Annotated in this window: 13 protein-coding genes and 1 pseudogene; 5 read left to right on the top strand and 9 right to left on the bottom strand. The window is 69.8% G+C overall.

The features are described from left to right. The 8 genes from ACFDTC_RS04800 to mraZ form a co-directional block, all read right to left on the bottom strand. A partial coding sequence (locus ACFDTC_RS04800; RefSeq protein ID WP_375257736.1) for an NAD(P)-dependent oxidoreductase occupies positions 1-515 on the bottom strand: 515 nt, incomplete at its 3' end. An 82-nt stretch (positions 516-597) separates the two neighbouring features. Next, positions 598-1,680 (bottom strand): phospho-N-acetylmuramoyl-pentapeptide-transferase, encoded by a 1,083-nt coding sequence (gene mraY / locus ACFDTC_RS04805; RefSeq protein WP_375257737.1) that lies wholly within the window; start codon positions 1,678-1,680, stop codon positions 598-600. Positions 1,681-1,689: 9 nt separating this feature from the next. Then, a complete protein-coding gene (gene murF, locus ACFDTC_RS04810; RefSeq protein ID WP_375257775.1) occupies positions 1,690-3,126 on the bottom strand; it encodes a UDP-N-acetylmuramoyl-tripeptide--D-alanyl-D-alanine ligase in 1,437 nt (478 codons plus the stop codon). Between the two features lie 20 nt (positions 3,127-3,146). Next, the gene (locus ACFDTC_RS04815; protein WP_375257776.1) at positions 3,147-4,643 is read right to left on the bottom strand and encodes a UDP-N-acetylmuramoyl-L-alanyl-D-glutamate--2,6-diaminopimelate ligase; all 1,497 of its coding nucleotides are present in this window, start codon (positions 4,641-4,643) and stop codon (positions 3,147-3,149) included. Between the two features lie 140 nt (positions 4,644-4,783). Beyond that, positions 4,784-6,580: a peptidoglycan D,D-transpeptidase FtsI family protein gene (locus tag ACFDTC_RS04820; RefSeq protein ID WP_375257738.1), complete on the bottom strand. Its 1,797-nt coding sequence runs from the start codon at positions 6,578-6,580 to the stop codon at positions 4,784-4,786. Continuing rightward, positions 6,577-6,933, bottom strand: coding sequence for a cell division protein FtsL (locus ACFDTC_RS04825; protein ID WP_375257739.1), 357 nt, complete (start codon positions 6,931-6,933; stop codon positions 6,577-6,579). Before ACFDTC_RS04825 ends, ACFDTC_RS04820 begins: the two co-directional genes overlap by 4 nt. Positions 6,934-6,935: 2 nt before the next feature. Further along, on the bottom strand, positions 6,936-7,913 hold the full coding sequence (gene rsmH, locus ACFDTC_RS04830; protein ID WP_375257740.1) for a 16S rRNA (cytosine(1402)-N(4))-methyltransferase RsmH: 978 nt from the start codon (positions 7,911-7,913) through the stop codon (positions 6,936-6,938). A gap of 3 nt (positions 7,914-7,916) precedes the next feature. Next, the gene (gene mraZ / locus ACFDTC_RS04835; protein WP_375257741.1) at positions 7,917-8,426 is read right to left on the bottom strand and encodes a division/cell wall cluster transcriptional repressor MraZ; all 510 of its coding nucleotides are present in this window, start codon (positions 8,424-8,426) and stop codon (positions 7,917-7,919) included. A 690-nt stretch (positions 8,427-9,116) separates the two neighbouring features. Here mraZ and ACFDTC_RS04840 point away from each other — a divergent pair. The 4 genes from ACFDTC_RS04840 to ACFDTC_RS04855 all read left to right on the top strand — a co-directional run bounded on the left by ACFDTC_RS04840 (position 9,117) and on the right by ACFDTC_RS04855 (position 12,767). Then, positions 9,117-9,911 carry a TatD family hydrolase gene (locus tag ACFDTC_RS04840; RefSeq protein ID WP_375257742.1) on the top strand — a complete coding sequence of 265 codons (795 nt, stop codon included), beginning with the start codon at positions 9,117-9,119 and terminating at the stop codon, positions 9,909-9,911. Beyond that, positions 9,908-10,705, top strand: a complete 798-nt coding sequence (locus ACFDTC_RS04845) for an MBL fold metallo-hydrolase (protein ID WP_375257743.1) — start codon at positions 9,908-9,910, stop codon at positions 10,703-10,705. The genes ACFDTC_RS04840 and ACFDTC_RS04845 overlap by 4 nt, the downstream gene beginning before the upstream one ends. Before the next feature lie 84 nt (positions 10,706-10,789). Further along, positions 10,790-11,719: an AEC family transporter gene (locus ACFDTC_RS04850; RefSeq protein ID WP_375257744.1), complete on the top strand. Its 930-nt coding sequence runs from the start codon at positions 10,790-10,792 to the stop codon at positions 11,717-11,719. A gap of 106 nt (positions 11,720-11,825) precedes the next feature. Further along, a complete protein-coding gene (locus tag ACFDTC_RS04855; protein ID WP_375257745.1) occupies positions 11,826-12,767 on the top strand; it encodes a DMT family transporter in 942 nt (313 codons plus the stop codon). Here the strand turns inward: ACFDTC_RS04855 and ACFDTC_RS04860 are convergent. Continuing rightward, positions 12,688-13,374 carry a thiamine diphosphokinase gene (locus ACFDTC_RS04860; RefSeq protein WP_375257746.1) on the bottom strand — a complete coding sequence of 229 codons (687 nt, stop codon included), beginning with the start codon at positions 13,372-13,374 and terminating at the stop codon, positions 12,688-12,690. The genes ACFDTC_RS04855 and ACFDTC_RS04860 overlap by 80 nt on opposite strands. Positions 13,375-13,508: 134 nt before the next feature. On the opposite strand from ACFDTC_RS04860, the pseudogene ACFDTC_RS04865 reads away from it, so the two are divergent. Continuing rightward, positions 13,509-14,684, top strand: a pseudogene (locus ACFDTC_RS04865) (hypothetical protein); the annotation flags it as partial.

The raw sequence follows: 14,684 nt of genomic DNA on the forward strand, positions 1-14,684 counted from the left end.
ACCACGATCCCGCCGTCGCCCGGCGGGTCGATGTCGAGCGCGCCGCGGCCGATATTGCCGGCCAGCTGGCAGTCGCGTCCGCTGGCGCGCAGCACGTGGTCGATCAGCGCCGAGGTGGTCGACTTGCCGTTCGACCCGGTGACCGCGACGACGCGCGGCGCACGGTCGAAGCCGTCCCACTCGTCGGTCGCGAGCGAGCGGAAGAACAGGCCGATGTCGTTGTCCACCGGCACGCCGGCTTCGAGCGCGGCCGCGACGGCGGCGTTCGGTTGCGGGTAGAGGTGCGGGATACCGGGCGAGACGATCAGGCTGGCGATATCCTCGAACGCGCTCGGGTCGCGCAGGTCGCGCACGGTGAAGCCCTCGGCCTCGGCGCGTTCGCGGGTCTGGGGTGTGTCGTCCCATACCACCACGGCGGCGCCGCCTGCCTCTAGGGCCCGCGCGGTGGCCAAGCCCGACCGCCCCATGCCCAGAACCGCGACCGTCTGGTCCTCGAAACCCGTAACCGGGATCATCGCGCGTCTCCACATGCCGTGCCGGTCCAACCCGGCGCAGCCCTTCGCGTAGCGTGCCCGCCGGGCCCGTGCAAGCCGGCGTTCAGCGTACCTTCAGCGTGGCCAGCCCGACGATGGCGAGGATCAGCGAGATGATCCAGAAGCGGATGACGATCTGCGGCTCGGCCCAGCCCTTCTTCTCGTAATGGTGGTGGATCGGCGCCATCAGGAAGACGCGCTTGCCGGTGCGCTTGAAGTACAGCACCTGGATGATGACCGACAGCGCCTCGACCACGAAGAGGCCGCCGACGATGCCGAGGACGAGTTCGTGCTTGGTGGCCACGGCGATCGCGCCCAGCGCGCCGCCCAAAGCCAGACTGCCGGTGTCCCCCATGAAAACGGCCGCCGGGGGCGCATTGTACCAAAGGAACCCGAGGCCGCCGCCCACCACGCCGGCAGCGAAGACCAGGATCTCGCCCGTACCGGGGACGTAGTGCACGTCGAGATACTCGGTGAAGTCGACGCGGCCCACGGCGTAGGCGATGATGCCCAGCGTGGCGGTCGCGATCATCACCGGCATGATCGCCAGCCCGTCGAGCCCGTCCGTCAGGTTCACCGCGTTGGCGGCGCCCACGATCACGATCATCGCGAAGGGCACGAAGAAAGCGCCCATGTACAGCAGCGTGTCCTTGTAGAACGGCAGCGCCAGCGCGTTCGTCAGCTCGACCGGGTGGACCCAGGCCGACCACAGCGACGCGATCAGCGCCACGGCGAACCCGATCCCGAGGCGGATCTTGCCCGACACACCCGCGACGTTCTGCTTGCTGACCTTGGCGTAATCGTCGGCGAAGCCGATCAGCGCGTAGGACAGCGTCACGAACAGGATGATCCAGATGAACGGGTTGTCCAGCCGCGCCCAGAGCAGCGTCGAGGTCAGCACCGCGCCGATGATCAGCAAACCACCCATCGTCGGCGTGCCCGCCTTGATGATGTGCCCCTCGGGTCCGTCGGCGCGGATCGGCTGGCCCTTGCCCTGCGTGCGGCGCAGCACGTTGATCAGCGGCAGGCCGAACAGGAAGCCGAAGATCAGCGCCGTCATGAACGCGGCGCCCGCCCGGAAGGTTATGTAGCGGAAGAGATTGAAGAAATCCCCACCGTCGCTCAGTTCGGTGAGCCAGTATAGCATCGTCTGTTCCTAAAGATCGCCGCCCGCCGGGGCGTGTCCCATTTTGCGGATGGCGTCAACCACGCGCGCCAGCCCGACCGATTGCGAGCCCTTGACCAGCACCACGTCGCCGGCATCGAGATCACCGGCGAGGCCGGTCGTGACCTCCGCAGCGGTCTCGAGGCAGCGGCCGCGCTTGTCTTCGGGCAGCGCCTTCCACAGGTGGCGCATCAGCGGGCCGATGCAGTGCACGACGTCGATGTCGCGCATCGCCGGCAGTTCGGCGATGCCCGCGTGCAGCGCCGCCTCGGTCGCGCCCAGCTCCTTCATGTCGCCCAGGTAGGCGATGCGTCGGCCGTGGTCCTTCTTGCCCAGCCCGTCGCGCACGCGCGCCGCGGCCAGCACCTCGAGCGCGGCCCCCAGAGACGCGGGGTTGGAATTGTACGCATCGTCGATCAGTTCGAGGCTGAGATCGGTCGCGACTGGGTCGAGCAGGATAACCTCGCGCGCGCCGCGGCCCGCACCCGCGCGCCACTGGCCCAGCGCGGTGACCGCCAGCGCGGGGTCGAGGCCTAGCGCGTCGGCCACCGCCAGCACGCCCATCGCGTTGACCGCGAAGTGCCGGCCCGGGGCCATGACCTTGAACAGCCGCTTCTCGCCCTGCGCGATCCCGCTTGCGACCGTGCAGTCGTCGCCGATCCGCGCCTCGGCCAGCCGGTAGGCCAGGCCGTCGGTCTCGCCGAAATCGACGACGCGGTCGGACTTTTCGCGCGCGTGCTCGCGCAGCACGTCGCTGACCTCGAGATCACCGCGCAGCACGGCGGTACCGTCCGTCTCGAGCCCGTCGAAGATCGCGGCCTTCTCGTGCGCGATGCCGCGCAGATCGTCGAACGCCGCCAGATGTGCGGGCGCCACGATGGTGACCAGCGCCACGTGCGGGCGCGCCATGCGCGACAGCGGCGCGATCTCTCCGGGCGCGTTCATGCCGATCTCGATCACGGCGAAATCGGCGTCGGCCGGCATCCGCGCGAGCGTCAGCGGCACGCCCCAGTGGTTGTTGTAGCTCTTCTCGGCCGCGTGCACGCGGCCCTGCGCGCCCAGCACCGTGCGCAGCATCTCCTTGGTCGACGTCTTGCCGACCGAGCCGGTGACCGCCACCACGCGCCCGCCAAAGCGCGCGCGCCCTGCCCGGCCCAGCGCCTCGAGCGCGGCCTGCACGTCGTCGACGACCAGAAGCGGCGCGTCCTTGGGCAACCCCTCGGGCACGCGGCTGACCAGCGCCGCGGCGGCGCCGCGATCCAGCGCGTCGGCGACGAAGTCGTGCCCGTCGCGCGCGGATTTCAGCGCGACGAACAGGTCGCCCGGCTGGATGGTCCGCGTGTCGATCGACACGCCGGTCGCTTGCCACGCCGCGGTGACCTGCCCGCCGGTGGCCGCGGCCGCGTCGTCGGAAGTCCAAAGGGTCACGGTGTTCTCCGCCTCGTGCGTCATGATCCGCGTCCGTCCAGCGCCGCCACGGCCACGCTGGCCTGTTCCGCGTCGTCGAAGGGATAGACCGTGTCGCCGACGATCTGCCCGGTCTCGTGCCCCTTGCCGCAGATCAGCAGCGCATCGCCCGGCTCCAGCGCGTCGACGCCGCGCAGGATCGCCTCGGCCCGGTCGCCGACCTCGAGGATCTTCGCCTGCCCGCCCTCGCGCGCGCCGGCCAGAACGGCGGCGCGGATCGCAGCCGGGTCTTCCGAGCGCGGATTGTCGTCGGTGACGATGACCATGTCCGCGGTCTCGGCCGCCGCGCGGCCCATCAGCGGGCGCTTGCCGGTGTCGCGGTCGCCGCCGGCGCCGACGATGGCGATCAGGCGTCCCATGACGTGCGGGCGCAGCGCGGCGCAGGCCTTGGCCACCGCGTCGGGCGTGTGGGCGTAGTCGACGAAGGCGGCGGACCCGTTGTCGCGGGTCGCGGCCAGCTGCATCCGGCCGCGGACCGTGCCCAGCATCGGCAGCATGTCGAACACATCGTCGGCCTCGGCCCCGCAGGCGATGACCAGTCCGGCGGCCAGCAGCACGTTCTCGGCCTGGAAGCCGCCTATCAGATCCAGCCGCTCCTGCCGGGCGCGGCCGCGCCAGCTCAGCCGGATCTCCTGCCCCGTGGCGTCGAAGCGCTGCGCCTCGAGGCACAGGTCGGCGGCTTGCCGGCCGACAGTGATGATCTCTTGCCCCCGGGCCTTGGCGATCGCCAGCATGTCGACGCCGCGCGGGTCGTCGATGTTGATCACTGCGGTCCCGTCCTCGGCCAGCACGCGCGAGAAGAGCCCGGCCTTGGCGGCGAAATACGTCTCGAAATCCGGGTGATAGTCCAGGTGGTCCTGGGTGATGTTGGTGAAGCCCGCGGCCTGCAGGGTCACGCCGTCGAGCCGGCGCTGGTCCAGTCCGTGCGAGGACGCCTCCATCGCGGCGTGGCTGATACCGGCCTCGGCGGCGCCGGCCAGCACGCGGTGCAGCGTGATCGGCTCGGGCGTGGTGTGGCGCAGCGGCGTATGCCAGTCGCCCTCGACCCCGGTGGTGCCGACGTTGACCGCGCGCAGACCCAGCTCCTGCCAGATCTGGCGGGTGAAGCTGGCGACCGAGGTCTTGCCGTTGGTGCCGGTCACCGCGACCATCGTCTGCGGCTGCGCGCCGAACCACAGCGCCGCTGTGCAGGCCAGGGTCGAGCGCGGGTCGGCCGCGACAATCAGCGCCGCGTCGGACGCGTCGAGCGCGGATGCGGCGATGCGCGCGCCCTGCGCGTCGGTCAGGATAGCGGCCGCGCCATTGCGCAGGGCCGCGTCGATGAAGGTCGCGCCGTGGATGCGCGTGCCCGGCATCGCCGCGAACAGGCACCCGTCGACCACGTCGCGGCTGTCGACGGCCAGGCCCTTCACCGCCGCCTCGCGTCCGCCGCGCGCCGTCAGCCCCAGCTGCGCCAGGCTTTTCGCCCGCTGCCCCATCTCGCGCCCCCGCATGGTTCGTTTCCCTCCAGATACGCGACAGGGCCGCCCCCTGCCAGAGGCGACTTGGCCCCGATTGCCGGTGACGGCGCGGCGCGCGGCCCGCGCGGCAGATCCTTGCCGGTCGGCGCCGCGCGCGCTCAGTTGGACGTCAGCACGACCGCTTCGGGTTGCGCGGCGAGGCCGGGGCCGTAATCCGGCCGCAGGTCCAGCAGCGGCGCGATGCGCGCGATCATCTCCGCCGCGACCGGCACGGCGGTCCAGCCGGCGGTGCGGCGCGGCTTCTCGCCCGACGTCTCGACGGGCTCGTCCAGGGTGACGATCAGCACGTAGCGGGGATCGGTCGCCGGGAACATCGTGGCGAAGGTCGCGATCACCTTGTCCGGGTAGTAGCCGCCGCCGGTCTCGCGAGGCTTGTCCGCGGTGCCGGTCTTGCCGCCCACGTGGTAGCCCGGCACGTCGCCCATCGACGCGGTACCTTCGGTCACGACTTCGCGCAACATCCGCTGCGCCGCCTTGGCCGCCTGCGCGCCCAGCACCCGCTCGCCGCGCTGCGGTCCGTCCTGGCGCAGCAGCGTCGGCTTCACCGCGAAACCGCCATTGGCGATGGCCGCGTAACCCGCCGCCAGGTGCAGCGGCGAGCTGGACAGCCCGTGCCCGTACGAGATGGTGACCGAGCTGAGATCGGTCCACCGCGCCGGCAGGAGCGGCTTGCCGCCCGAGGCCTCGACCATCTCGAAGGCGACCGGGTCGAAGAAGCCCAGCTTCTTCAGGAACGCCTGCTGCCGCTCGGACCCGATGGCCAGCGCAAGCTTGCCCGTGCCGCGGTTCGACGACTTGATGATGATATCGGCCACCGACAGGTCGCCGTAGTTCTTGCCCTCGAACTCGCCGATGCCGTGGCCGCCGACGCGGAAGGGCGGGCGCGTGTCGATGATCGTGTCCGGCGCCACGAGACCCAGATCCATCGCCTGCGCCGCGGCGAAGATCTTGAAGGTCGAGCCGAGCTCGTAGACGCCCTGAACCGCGCGGTTGAACAGCGGGCTGTCGCCGGGCCGGCCGCTGACCGGCGCGGTGGGGCGGCTGTTGGGGTCGAAATCGGGCAGCGAGACGAGGCTGATCACCTCGCCGGTATGCACATCCATCAGCACGCTGGCGGCACCCTTGGCGTTCATCAGCGACATGCCAGCCTCGAGCACGCGCTCGGTCGCGGCCTGCACCGTCAGGTCCAGCGCCAGTTCCAGCGGGGCGCCTTCACGGGCGGGGTCACGCAGTTCTTCGTCGAAGTAGCGCTCGATCCCCGCGCGGCCGACCACCTCGGCGGAATGCACGCCCTCGATGCCGTAGCCCGCGCCGCCCAGGATGTGCGCGGCGACCGAGCCGTTGGGATATAGCCGCATCTCGCGCGGACCGAACAGCAGGCCGGGCTCGCCCAGGTCGTGGACGGCCTGCATCTGCTCGGGGCTGAGCTTGCGCTTGACCCAGACGAAGGTGCGCTTGCCGGTAAAGTCCTTCAGCAGGCGTTCCTGCGACAGGTCCGGGAAGATGCGCGCCAGTTCGGCGGCGGCGCGCTCGGGCTCGATCATCTGGTGGGGATGCGCGTAGAGGCTGTGCGTCTCCATGTTCTTGGCCAGGATGCGGCCGTGCCGGTCGACGATATCGGCGCGCGTGGCGATGATCGACGCGCCCGTGGCCTGCGCACGCGGCTCCTCGGGCTCGGAGGCGGCGAGCATGCCCATGCGCGCGCCGACCAGACCGAAGGCGCAGAAGAACATCACGCCCAGAACCAGCAGGCGGCCCTCGGCGCGGATGCGGGCGCGGTCGCGCATGTCCTCGTGGCGCAGGCGGCGGTTCTCGCGCTCGATGGCGTCGGGATTCTCGCCCTTCTCGCGGGCGTCGAGGATGCGGGCAAGCGGGCGCAGCGGTATGCGGGTCATGGCTGCTGGGCTCCTGCGCTGGAGACTTCGATGCTGTCGGTGATGTCGATCTCGTCCAGCACGACGGGCGCCACGTGGCGCAGCTCGCGCGGGTCCGAGAACTGCTCGGCCCGCAGCGGCATCAGGCCCAGCCGGTCGAAGTTCAGTTCCGCCAGGTCGCGCAGCCGGTCGGGACGGTTGAGATAGGCCCACTCGGCCTCGAGCACGGCAAGGCGTTCGCGCGCTGCGCCGATCTGGCGCTGCAGGCCGGCCACGCGGTCCAGCTGGGCCTGAGTGGCGTAGTTCTCGCGGTAGGCCCAGAAGCCCGAGCCGATCACGGCGATCGCTGTGAGAAGGAACAGCAGCGTGCGCATTCCTAACGTCCTTTCGGAAGGTCCGGCATGGAGAGGGCGCGCGCGTCGATCGCGCGCGCCGGGGCGTCGGTGCGCCGCGCCACCCGCAGCTTGGCGGAGCGGGCGCGCGGGTTCGCGCGGGTCTCGTCGGCATCGGGGCCGACGGCCTTGCGGGTGAGCGGCACGAACGGGTCGTCCGTGGGCTCGGTGTCTTCGGGCGCGGCGTAGCGGTTGACGTGTTCCTTCTTCGCGCCGTGTTCCTGGAAGAAGCGCTTGACCATGCGGTCCTCGACCGAATGGAACGTCACCACCGCCAGATGGCCGCCGGGTTTGAGCGCGCGTTCCGCCGCCATCAGCCCCTGCCACAGCGCCTCGTACTCGGCGTTCACGGCGATGCGCAAGGCCTGGAACGAGCGGGTGGCGGGATGGCTCTGACCTGGCTTCGCACGCGGCAGGCACCGCTCGACGATCTCGGTCAGCCGGAGGGTGCCGGTGATGGGCAATTGCTCGCGCGCACGCACGATCGCTTTGGCGATCCGGCGCGAGGCGCGCTCTTCGCCGAAGTGGTACAGGATGTCCGCGATCTCGGCCTCGGGGGCCGTGTTGACGATGTCGGCGGCGGTCGGACCGGAATCGCCCATGCGCATGTCGAGCGGCCCGTCGCGCAGGAAGGAAAAGCCGCGCTCGGGCCGGTCGAGCTGCATAGACGAGACGCCCAGATCCAGCACCACGCCGTCGACCTCGGTCGCTGCCTCGTCCATCTGGGCGAAATTGCCCTTGTGAAAGGTGACCCGTTCGGCCAGCGGACCCAGCCGCTCGCGCGCGAGGTTGAGCGCCGTGGGGTCGCGGTCGATGCCGATCACGTGCTCCGCTCCGGCCTCGATCAGGCCGCGCGTGTAGCCGCCCGCGCCCAGCGTGCCGTCGATCCAGGTGCCGGAAACCGGCGCCACCGCCCTCAGCAGCGGGGCGAGAAGAACGGGGACATGCGGCGCGCCCGCCACGGATCAGACCTCGACCGACGGGTCGAGCAGCATCAGCGGATCGAAATCGTCCGGCAGGTCGTCGAGGAACGCCTCGGTCCGGGCCTGCTCCTCGGCCTCGTAGGTGGCGGGGTTCCAGATCTCGAACGTGTCGCCGGAGGCGATGAAATACGCCTCGCTCGACAGGTCGATCTTGCCGCGAAGCTTGACCGGCAGCACGATCCGGCCGCTCTCGTCGACCGAGGATTGCACCGACTGGCCGCTGAACAGCTTCTCGAGCACGCGCCGCTTCTGCGAGCCGCGCGGCATCGAGGCGATCTGCTCGTCGACCTCCTCGATGGCCTCGACCGTGTAGCACTGAAGGTATTTGCGACGGTGGTCGCCGTAGACGATCACGAAGTTGGGGCACTTGCCCTCGACCCAGTCGGGGTCGCCCGCCTCGAGCACGCGACGAAAGCCTGCCGGGATGGAAACACGGCCCTTGCCGTCCACCTTGTGGGTGCCTTCGCCTCTGAACTTCAGCCTGCGGCCCACTGCCCCTGCGGTCCCTTCATGCGCCCCCGTGAAACGGAAAGCGGCGGGTCGATCTGCTGCCACCGATCAACCCGCCGCCCTGCCCGCGTGTGGCGAGCCTGTCCGATCGCGCGCGCCACCTGGGGGGATGTCTGCTCGCCCACGCGCCGGATCCTTTGTCACGATGAAGGGCGGGCCTGTATGATGCCTGCCTTTGTTATCGTTGGGAGTTCTGCATCGGGGTCTTTGCTGCCCCTTAAACCGTCCCTCATCGTGCTTACAGGGATGCCATGGGAATTCATCCCACGCAACAAGTTTTTGCCGCCAAGACACAGGTCAACGTTGTTCCTGTACCCTTGGACCTGGGGATAATTTACCCATCGTTTACGAATTATCGCAGATGTAGATGGCTGCCTCCAAAACAGCGCTATATCTGGCAAGCATGGACGCCGAAAATTTTGTGCCATGAATTCCCATCGGCTAGAAGAATTCGCGGATTGATCGAGCCGAAGCGCGCAGAATCCCGCGAATCTATGCACTCACAGACCGTCACGACCACCGTCTGGGTCCTCTGATTCCGCCGCGGTGGCATAAATTCCCACCCACTGCCTCCGCCCTGACCTTCGGTGGGACGCGCACCCGCCACGGCCCCGGCCGCCGCTTGACCCCGTTCGCCTGCGCCGATACCTCGCCTACGCAAGAGAGGCGCCCATGACGACGATCACCGACAGCCACTGCCACCTCGACTTTCCGGACTTCGACGACATCCGGGCCGAGGTCATCGCCCGCGCCCGGGACGCCGGCGTGCATCGCATGGTCACCATCTGTACCCGCCTGCGCCATGAGCCCGCCGTGCGCGCCATCGCCGAGGCCAACGCGCCCGTCTTCTACGCGGCCGGAACGCATCCGATGTCCGCCGCCGAGGAACCGATGGCGACGGTCGATCAACTGGTCAAGCTGGCGGAGCATCCGAAAATGGTCGGCATCGGCGAGACCGGCCTCGACTACCACTACACCGCCGAGACAGCCGAGGTGCAGCAGCAAAGCCTGCGCATCCATATCGAGGCGGCGCAGGAAACGGGCCTTCCGCTGATCATCCACGCACGCGACGCGGACGACGACATAGCCCGCATCCTGCGCGAGGGCTTCGAGGCGAAGCCATACAGCTGCGTGATGCACTGCTTCTCGTCCGGGACGGCGCTGGCGCGCGCGGCGCTCGACATGGGATTCTACCTGTCGATGTCCGGCATCGCCGCCTTCCCCAAGTCGAAGGAGCTGCGCGCGATCTTCGCCGACGCGCCGCTTGACCGCATCCTGGTCGAGACCGACAGCCCCTACCTCGCGCCGCCGCCCCATCGCGGCAAGCGCAACGAGCCCGCCTACACCGCCCACACCGCAAAGGTCGGCGCCGAGACCTTCGGGCTGAGCTACGACGAGTTCGCCGCCGCGACCGAGGCGAATTTCGAGCGTCTCTTTGGCAAGGCCGCCGCGTGGGCGCCCGCATGACCGAGCTGCGCTTCACCATCCTGGGCTGCGGATCCTCGGGCGGCGTGCCGCGTCTGGGGGGCCACTGGGGCGAATGCGACCCGGACGACCCACGCAACACGCGCCGGCGCTGCTCGATGCTGGTCGAGCAGGAAGCCGAGGGCGGCATCACGCGCGTGCTGATCGACACGACGCCGGACATGCGCCAGCAGCTGCTCGACGCGGGCGTCGGTACGTTGGACGCGGTGGTCTGGACGCACAGCCACGCCGATCACGTGCACGGGCTCGACGACCTGCGCCAGATCGTCTTCAACACCAGGCAGCGCCTGCCCGTATGGGCCGACGGCGACACGCAGAACGACCTGATCTCGCGCTTCGGCTACGCCTTCACCCAGCCGGCCGAGTCGCCCTACCCGCCGATCCTCGACCTGCACACGATCGACGGGCCGATCACCATCGACGGCGCCGGCGGCGCGGTGACGCTGACACCGTTCCGGGTGAACCACGGCAGCATCGACGCGCTGGGGTTCCGCATCCGCGACCTCGCCTACCTGCCGGACGTGGTCACCATCCCCGAGGACGCCTGGGATCACCTTCGGGACCTCGACTGCTGGGTCCTAGATGCGCTGCGCCGCAAGCCGCATCCAACCCACGCACATCTTGACCTGGCGCTGGAATGGATCGCCCGCGCAGCCCCGCGCCGCGCGATCCTGACCAACATGCATATCGACCTCGACTACGCGACGGTCGACGCCGAGACGCCGCGCCACGTCACGCCCGCCCATGATGGGCTGGTCGTCCGCTATGCGCTCTGAGTACCGCGCGCCCGCGCCTCTTCGATCCGCACGAAATCCCGCAGCAGGTCCGCACCGGGCCACGCACATCCGAAGGGTCCCGCCATGCAGGCGCTGATCGACGTCATCCTGCCGGTCTTCCTGGTGATCGGCGCGGGGTACGTCTGCGTCTGGCGCGGCCTGCTGGGCGAGGATGCGGTCGATGGCCTCATGTCCTTCACGCAGAACTTCGCGATCCCCGCGCTGCTGTTCCGCGCGATCTGGACGCTCGATCCCGGCGGCGATTTCGACTGGGCGATCCTGTTCAGCTTCTACACCGGGTCCGCCGCGGGCTTCACGGTCGGCCTGCTGGGCGCGCGCTACCTCTTCGGCCGCGACTGGGAGGACAGCGTCGCCATCGGCTTTTGCTGCCTCTTCGCCAACTCGCTGATGATGGGCCTGGCGCTGACCGAACGCGCTTACGGCTCGGACGCGCTGCAGGCGAACTACATCATCATCGCGATGCACTCGCCCTTCTGCTACGGCATCGGCATCACCGCGATGGAGATCGTGCGCGCCCGCGGCCGCCCGGCGCGCGAATTGCCGGGCACGGTGGCGCGCGCGATGTTCCGCAACGCGCTGGTGATCGGCATCCTGCTGGGTCTGGCCGCGAACCTCACCGGCCTGCAACTGCCCGTACCGGTGACCGATGCCCTCGACATGGTCGTGCGCACCGCCCTGCCCGCGGCGCTCTTCGGCATGGGCGGCGTGCTCTACCGCTACCGGCCCCAGGGCGACGGCCGGATCATCGCCTTCATCTGCGTGGTCACGCTGATCATGCACCCGACGATCACCTGGACGCTCGGCACCCTGACCGGCCTGTCGCGCGACGCCTTCCGCTCTGCCGTCATCACGGCGGCGATGGCGCCGGGCATCAATTCCTACGTCTTCGCCAACATGTACGGCCGCGCGCGCCGCGTCGCCGCCTCGAGCGTGCTGGTCGCCACGGCGCTGTCGGTCCTGACCGCCTGGTTCTGGCTGTCGGTCCTGCCGTGACTGCCCTTCGCGCCGCCAAAGGGTCGGCGGGCGGGCGATGCCATCCCGAAGGGAGGGCGAGAGCCGACCGCTGGACCACGCCGCGCTGCGTCTCTAGCGTGCGTGCATGACATCCCTGGACCGTCCCCTTCTCGGCATCGCGCTGATGCTGGGCTTCTGCGTGCTGGCACCCATGGGCGACGCGCTGGCCAAGCTGCTCGGCCCCCATGCGGGCGTCACCCAGCTGGTGGCGCTGCGCTTCGGCATCCAGGCGCTGATCCTGTTGCCCATCGTGGCCCTTACCGCCCGGCCGTGGCGGATGACGCCGCGGATCGCGGTCTTCGTTGCCATGCGTACCGTCCTGCACATCGGCGGCATCGCCGGCATGTTCACCGCCCTGCTCTACCTGCCGCTCGCCGACGCGATCGCCATCGCCTTCGTGATGCCCTTCATCGCCCTGCTGCTCGGCCATTGGCTGCTGGGGGAAGAGGTCGGCTGGCGGCGCGTCTCGGCCTGCGCCGTGGGCTTCGCGGGCACGTTGCTGGTGGTGCAGCCCGCGTTCGAGGACGTGGGCTGGCCGGCGCTTCTGCCGCTGGCGGTGGCGGTCGTTTTCGCCCTGTTCATGCTGGTCACCCGCCGCATCGCGCGCGAGACCGACGCGGTCGCGATGCAGGCGGTGTCGTCGCTGATGGCCTTGGTGCTGCTGCTGCCGCTGCTCGCCCTGCCCGTTGAGGCCGCGGGCGTCCTGTCTTGGCAGCCGCTTTCCGCTGCAAGCTGGGCGCTCGTGGCCGCCATGGGCACGCTCGGCACGCTGGCGCACCTGCTGATGACGTGGTCGCTGCGCTTCGCCCCCGCCTCGACGCTGGCGCCGATGCAGTACATCGAGATCCCCGTCGCCACCGTCGTGGGTTACGTGATCTTCGCCGACCTGCCGGGCCCGATGGCCGGCCTCGGCATCGCGATCACCGTTGCGGCCGGCCTCTACGTCGTCATGCGCGAGCGGGCCATCCTGCGGGCTGCGCGTCCAGCGCCGATCGCAGCGCCGCCAGGTGCGCCACCGGCAGGATGAGGACCATCCCCGGCCCGTCGAGCGCCAGTTCGACACGTCCCAGCGCCTCGTTCGAGGTGCCGATCACCGCGTCGGGCGCAAAGGGCAGCCCGTCGATCGGCCAGCGCAACCCGGTCGAGCCGCCAGTCGCCGGCGCCATCGGGAACAGCGACACCCGCGTGCCCGCCGGCAGGTCCAGCGCCAGCGCGGGCGGCGCCAGCACCGCCACGTCGTGCCGGCCCACTAGGATGCAGCGCCGGTCAGGCCGCCGCGCCAGCACCGTGAGCGCGGCCAGCTGATGGTCCAGCCGCGCGCCGAGGAACCCGTGCGCGATCACCAGCGGCGCGTCGATGTTGCGCAGCGCCTTGTCGAAATCCGTGCTCTCCTGCTCGACGATCGGGTGCAGGACGCGCGTCGGCAATTGCGCCCGGTCGATCTCGGACAGCGAATCCATGTCGCCGATCACCGCGTCGGGCGGCACGCCGATCCCAAGCAGCGCACCCGCGCCGCTGTCGGCAGCCACGCGCAGCGCGCACGCCGCCGCGTCGGCGCGCAGCGCTTCGGGGTCGCAGGGCCCGCCCCCGACCAGCAGGACCGGTGCCTCTGAGGTGACAATCGGCGTTTCCATGCAGGTTTCATCGCGGATGCGGACACAGAACACAATGCGGCCACAAAATGATGCTGTGATGGTCTAGGAATCGGGCAGCTTTGGACGTGGCTGTCGTGGTAAACACTGCCTGATCACGGATGAGAAAGCAGCGCATGGTCGGCTCCAGCAAGATCCTGACGGTCAAGTACGGCACCTTCTCCTGCACGGCAGAGGGTTTCGAGGATCCGTTGGGCGCCGTGAAGGACACGACGCATTTCTTCCGCCACGTGGTTCAGGACGACCGGTTCTTCGGCGCGGAACCTCCGCGATTTGACGCCGCCCTGGCCGAAGAATTGCTGCGCGACCAGCTCGCCGGCAGCCTGCGCGATGGCCACCTGACCGTGCGGCCCGACGGCGAGCGGCAGGCGCTTGCGGGCGAAGCGACGCGCGAAGCCGATCCTGCTACGACCGAGTCCGCGCGCGCCACGGAACGACCGGAGGCCGCCGAGGCTGGAACCGACGCCGCCGCAAGCGGCAATTCCGACACGCCGGCATCCGAGCCGCCGGCCGCACCGTGGGTCGACGCCACCGAGCGCGCGGCTCCCGCTGCGCCACAGCTGAACGATTCGCTCGCCGAGAAGCTCGCCCGCATTCGCGCGGTCGTTGGCGCGACGGCTTCCGGGTCGGAGTTGGACGGCGCGCAAGCCTCCAGCAGCCACGGGGACGATGAGACGGGCGACACGCCGCGCGCCGAAGAGGCGCCAAAGATCGCGGACGATTTCGCATACGAGGACGGCGCCGTGCCGGCCGTGGCGCGCGCGCGAGACCGTGGTTTCGCAGCCACCCCAGACGCCTATGACGCCGGACGGATTCTCTCCGACAGCGACGACCCCGAACCGCATGAGACTCCCGCGCCCGATGATTGGCCCGGGGTGCGTCGCCTCGAGGCGCCGACCAACGCTGGCCTGTCCCTGCCCGAACCTGACGACCTGGACCATACAGATCCGTCCGGCGCCGATCTGGCGAACGACGACATGCAGGCGCCTGAGGGCTTTCTGGAGACGGACAACCAGGAAGCAGACGCTGCCGAGGCACCTGGCGCTTGGCCCGCGGAACAGGTCACTTCGGACAGCGCGGGCGACGCTGACACCTGTGAAGAAGGCGCGGCCGATGCAGCCGAAGAAGTCTCCGCCGGGCCGCTTGAGGGTGACTACGATTATTCCGCGTGGCTGAACACGGACGATGCGCCCAATCAGGCCTGGGACACTGGCGCGAAGCCGGGGATAGAGCACGCCTCGGATGCTTGGGAAGACGAGACGCGCGACCCGCGCGTCGAGGACGCCTCTGCC

This window comes from Citreimonas sp., assembly GCF_042096055.1.
In the GTDB taxonomy this organism is placed as follows: Bacteria; Pseudomonadota; Alphaproteobacteria; order Rhodobacterales; family Rhodobacteraceae; genus Citreimonas.

Excerpts from the sequence above, each read along its gene's own strand:
- ACFDTC_RS04845 (WP_375257743.1), top strand. The coding sequence starts at position 9,908 with ATGACCGAGCTGCGCTTCACCATCCTGGGCTGCGGATCCTCGGGCGGC.
- ACFDTC_RS04820 (WP_375257738.1), bottom strand. The coding sequence starts at position 6,580 with ATGACCCGCATACCGCTGCGCCCGCTTGCCCGCATCCTCGACGCCCGC.
- ACFDTC_RS04840 (WP_375257742.1), top strand. The coding sequence starts at position 9,117 with ATGACGACGATCACCGACAGCCACTGCCACCTCGACTTTCCGGACTTC.
- ACFDTC_RS04850 (WP_375257744.1), top strand. The coding sequence starts at position 10,790 with ATGCAGGCGCTGATCGACGTCATCCTGCCGGTCTTCCTGGTGATCGGC.
- ACFDTC_RS04860 (WP_375257746.1), bottom strand. The coding sequence starts at position 13,374 with ATGGAAACGCCGATTGTCACCTCAGAGGCACCGGTCCTGCTGGTCGGG.
- ACFDTC_RS04855 (WP_375257745.1), top strand. The coding sequence starts at position 11,826 with ATGACATCCCTGGACCGTCCCCTTCTCGGCATCGCGCTGATGCTGGGC.
- mraY (WP_375257737.1), bottom strand. The coding sequence starts at position 1,680 with ATGCTATACTGGCTCACCGAACTGAGCGACGGTGGGGATTTCTTCAAT.
- ACFDTC_RS04825 (WP_375257739.1), bottom strand. The coding sequence starts at position 6,933 with ATGCGCACGCTGCTGTTCCTTCTCACAGCGATCGCCGTGATCGGCTCG.
- ACFDTC_RS04815 (WP_375257776.1), bottom strand. The coding sequence starts at position 4,643 with ATGGGGCAGCGGGCGAAAAGCCTGGCGCAGCTGGGGCTGACGGCGCGC.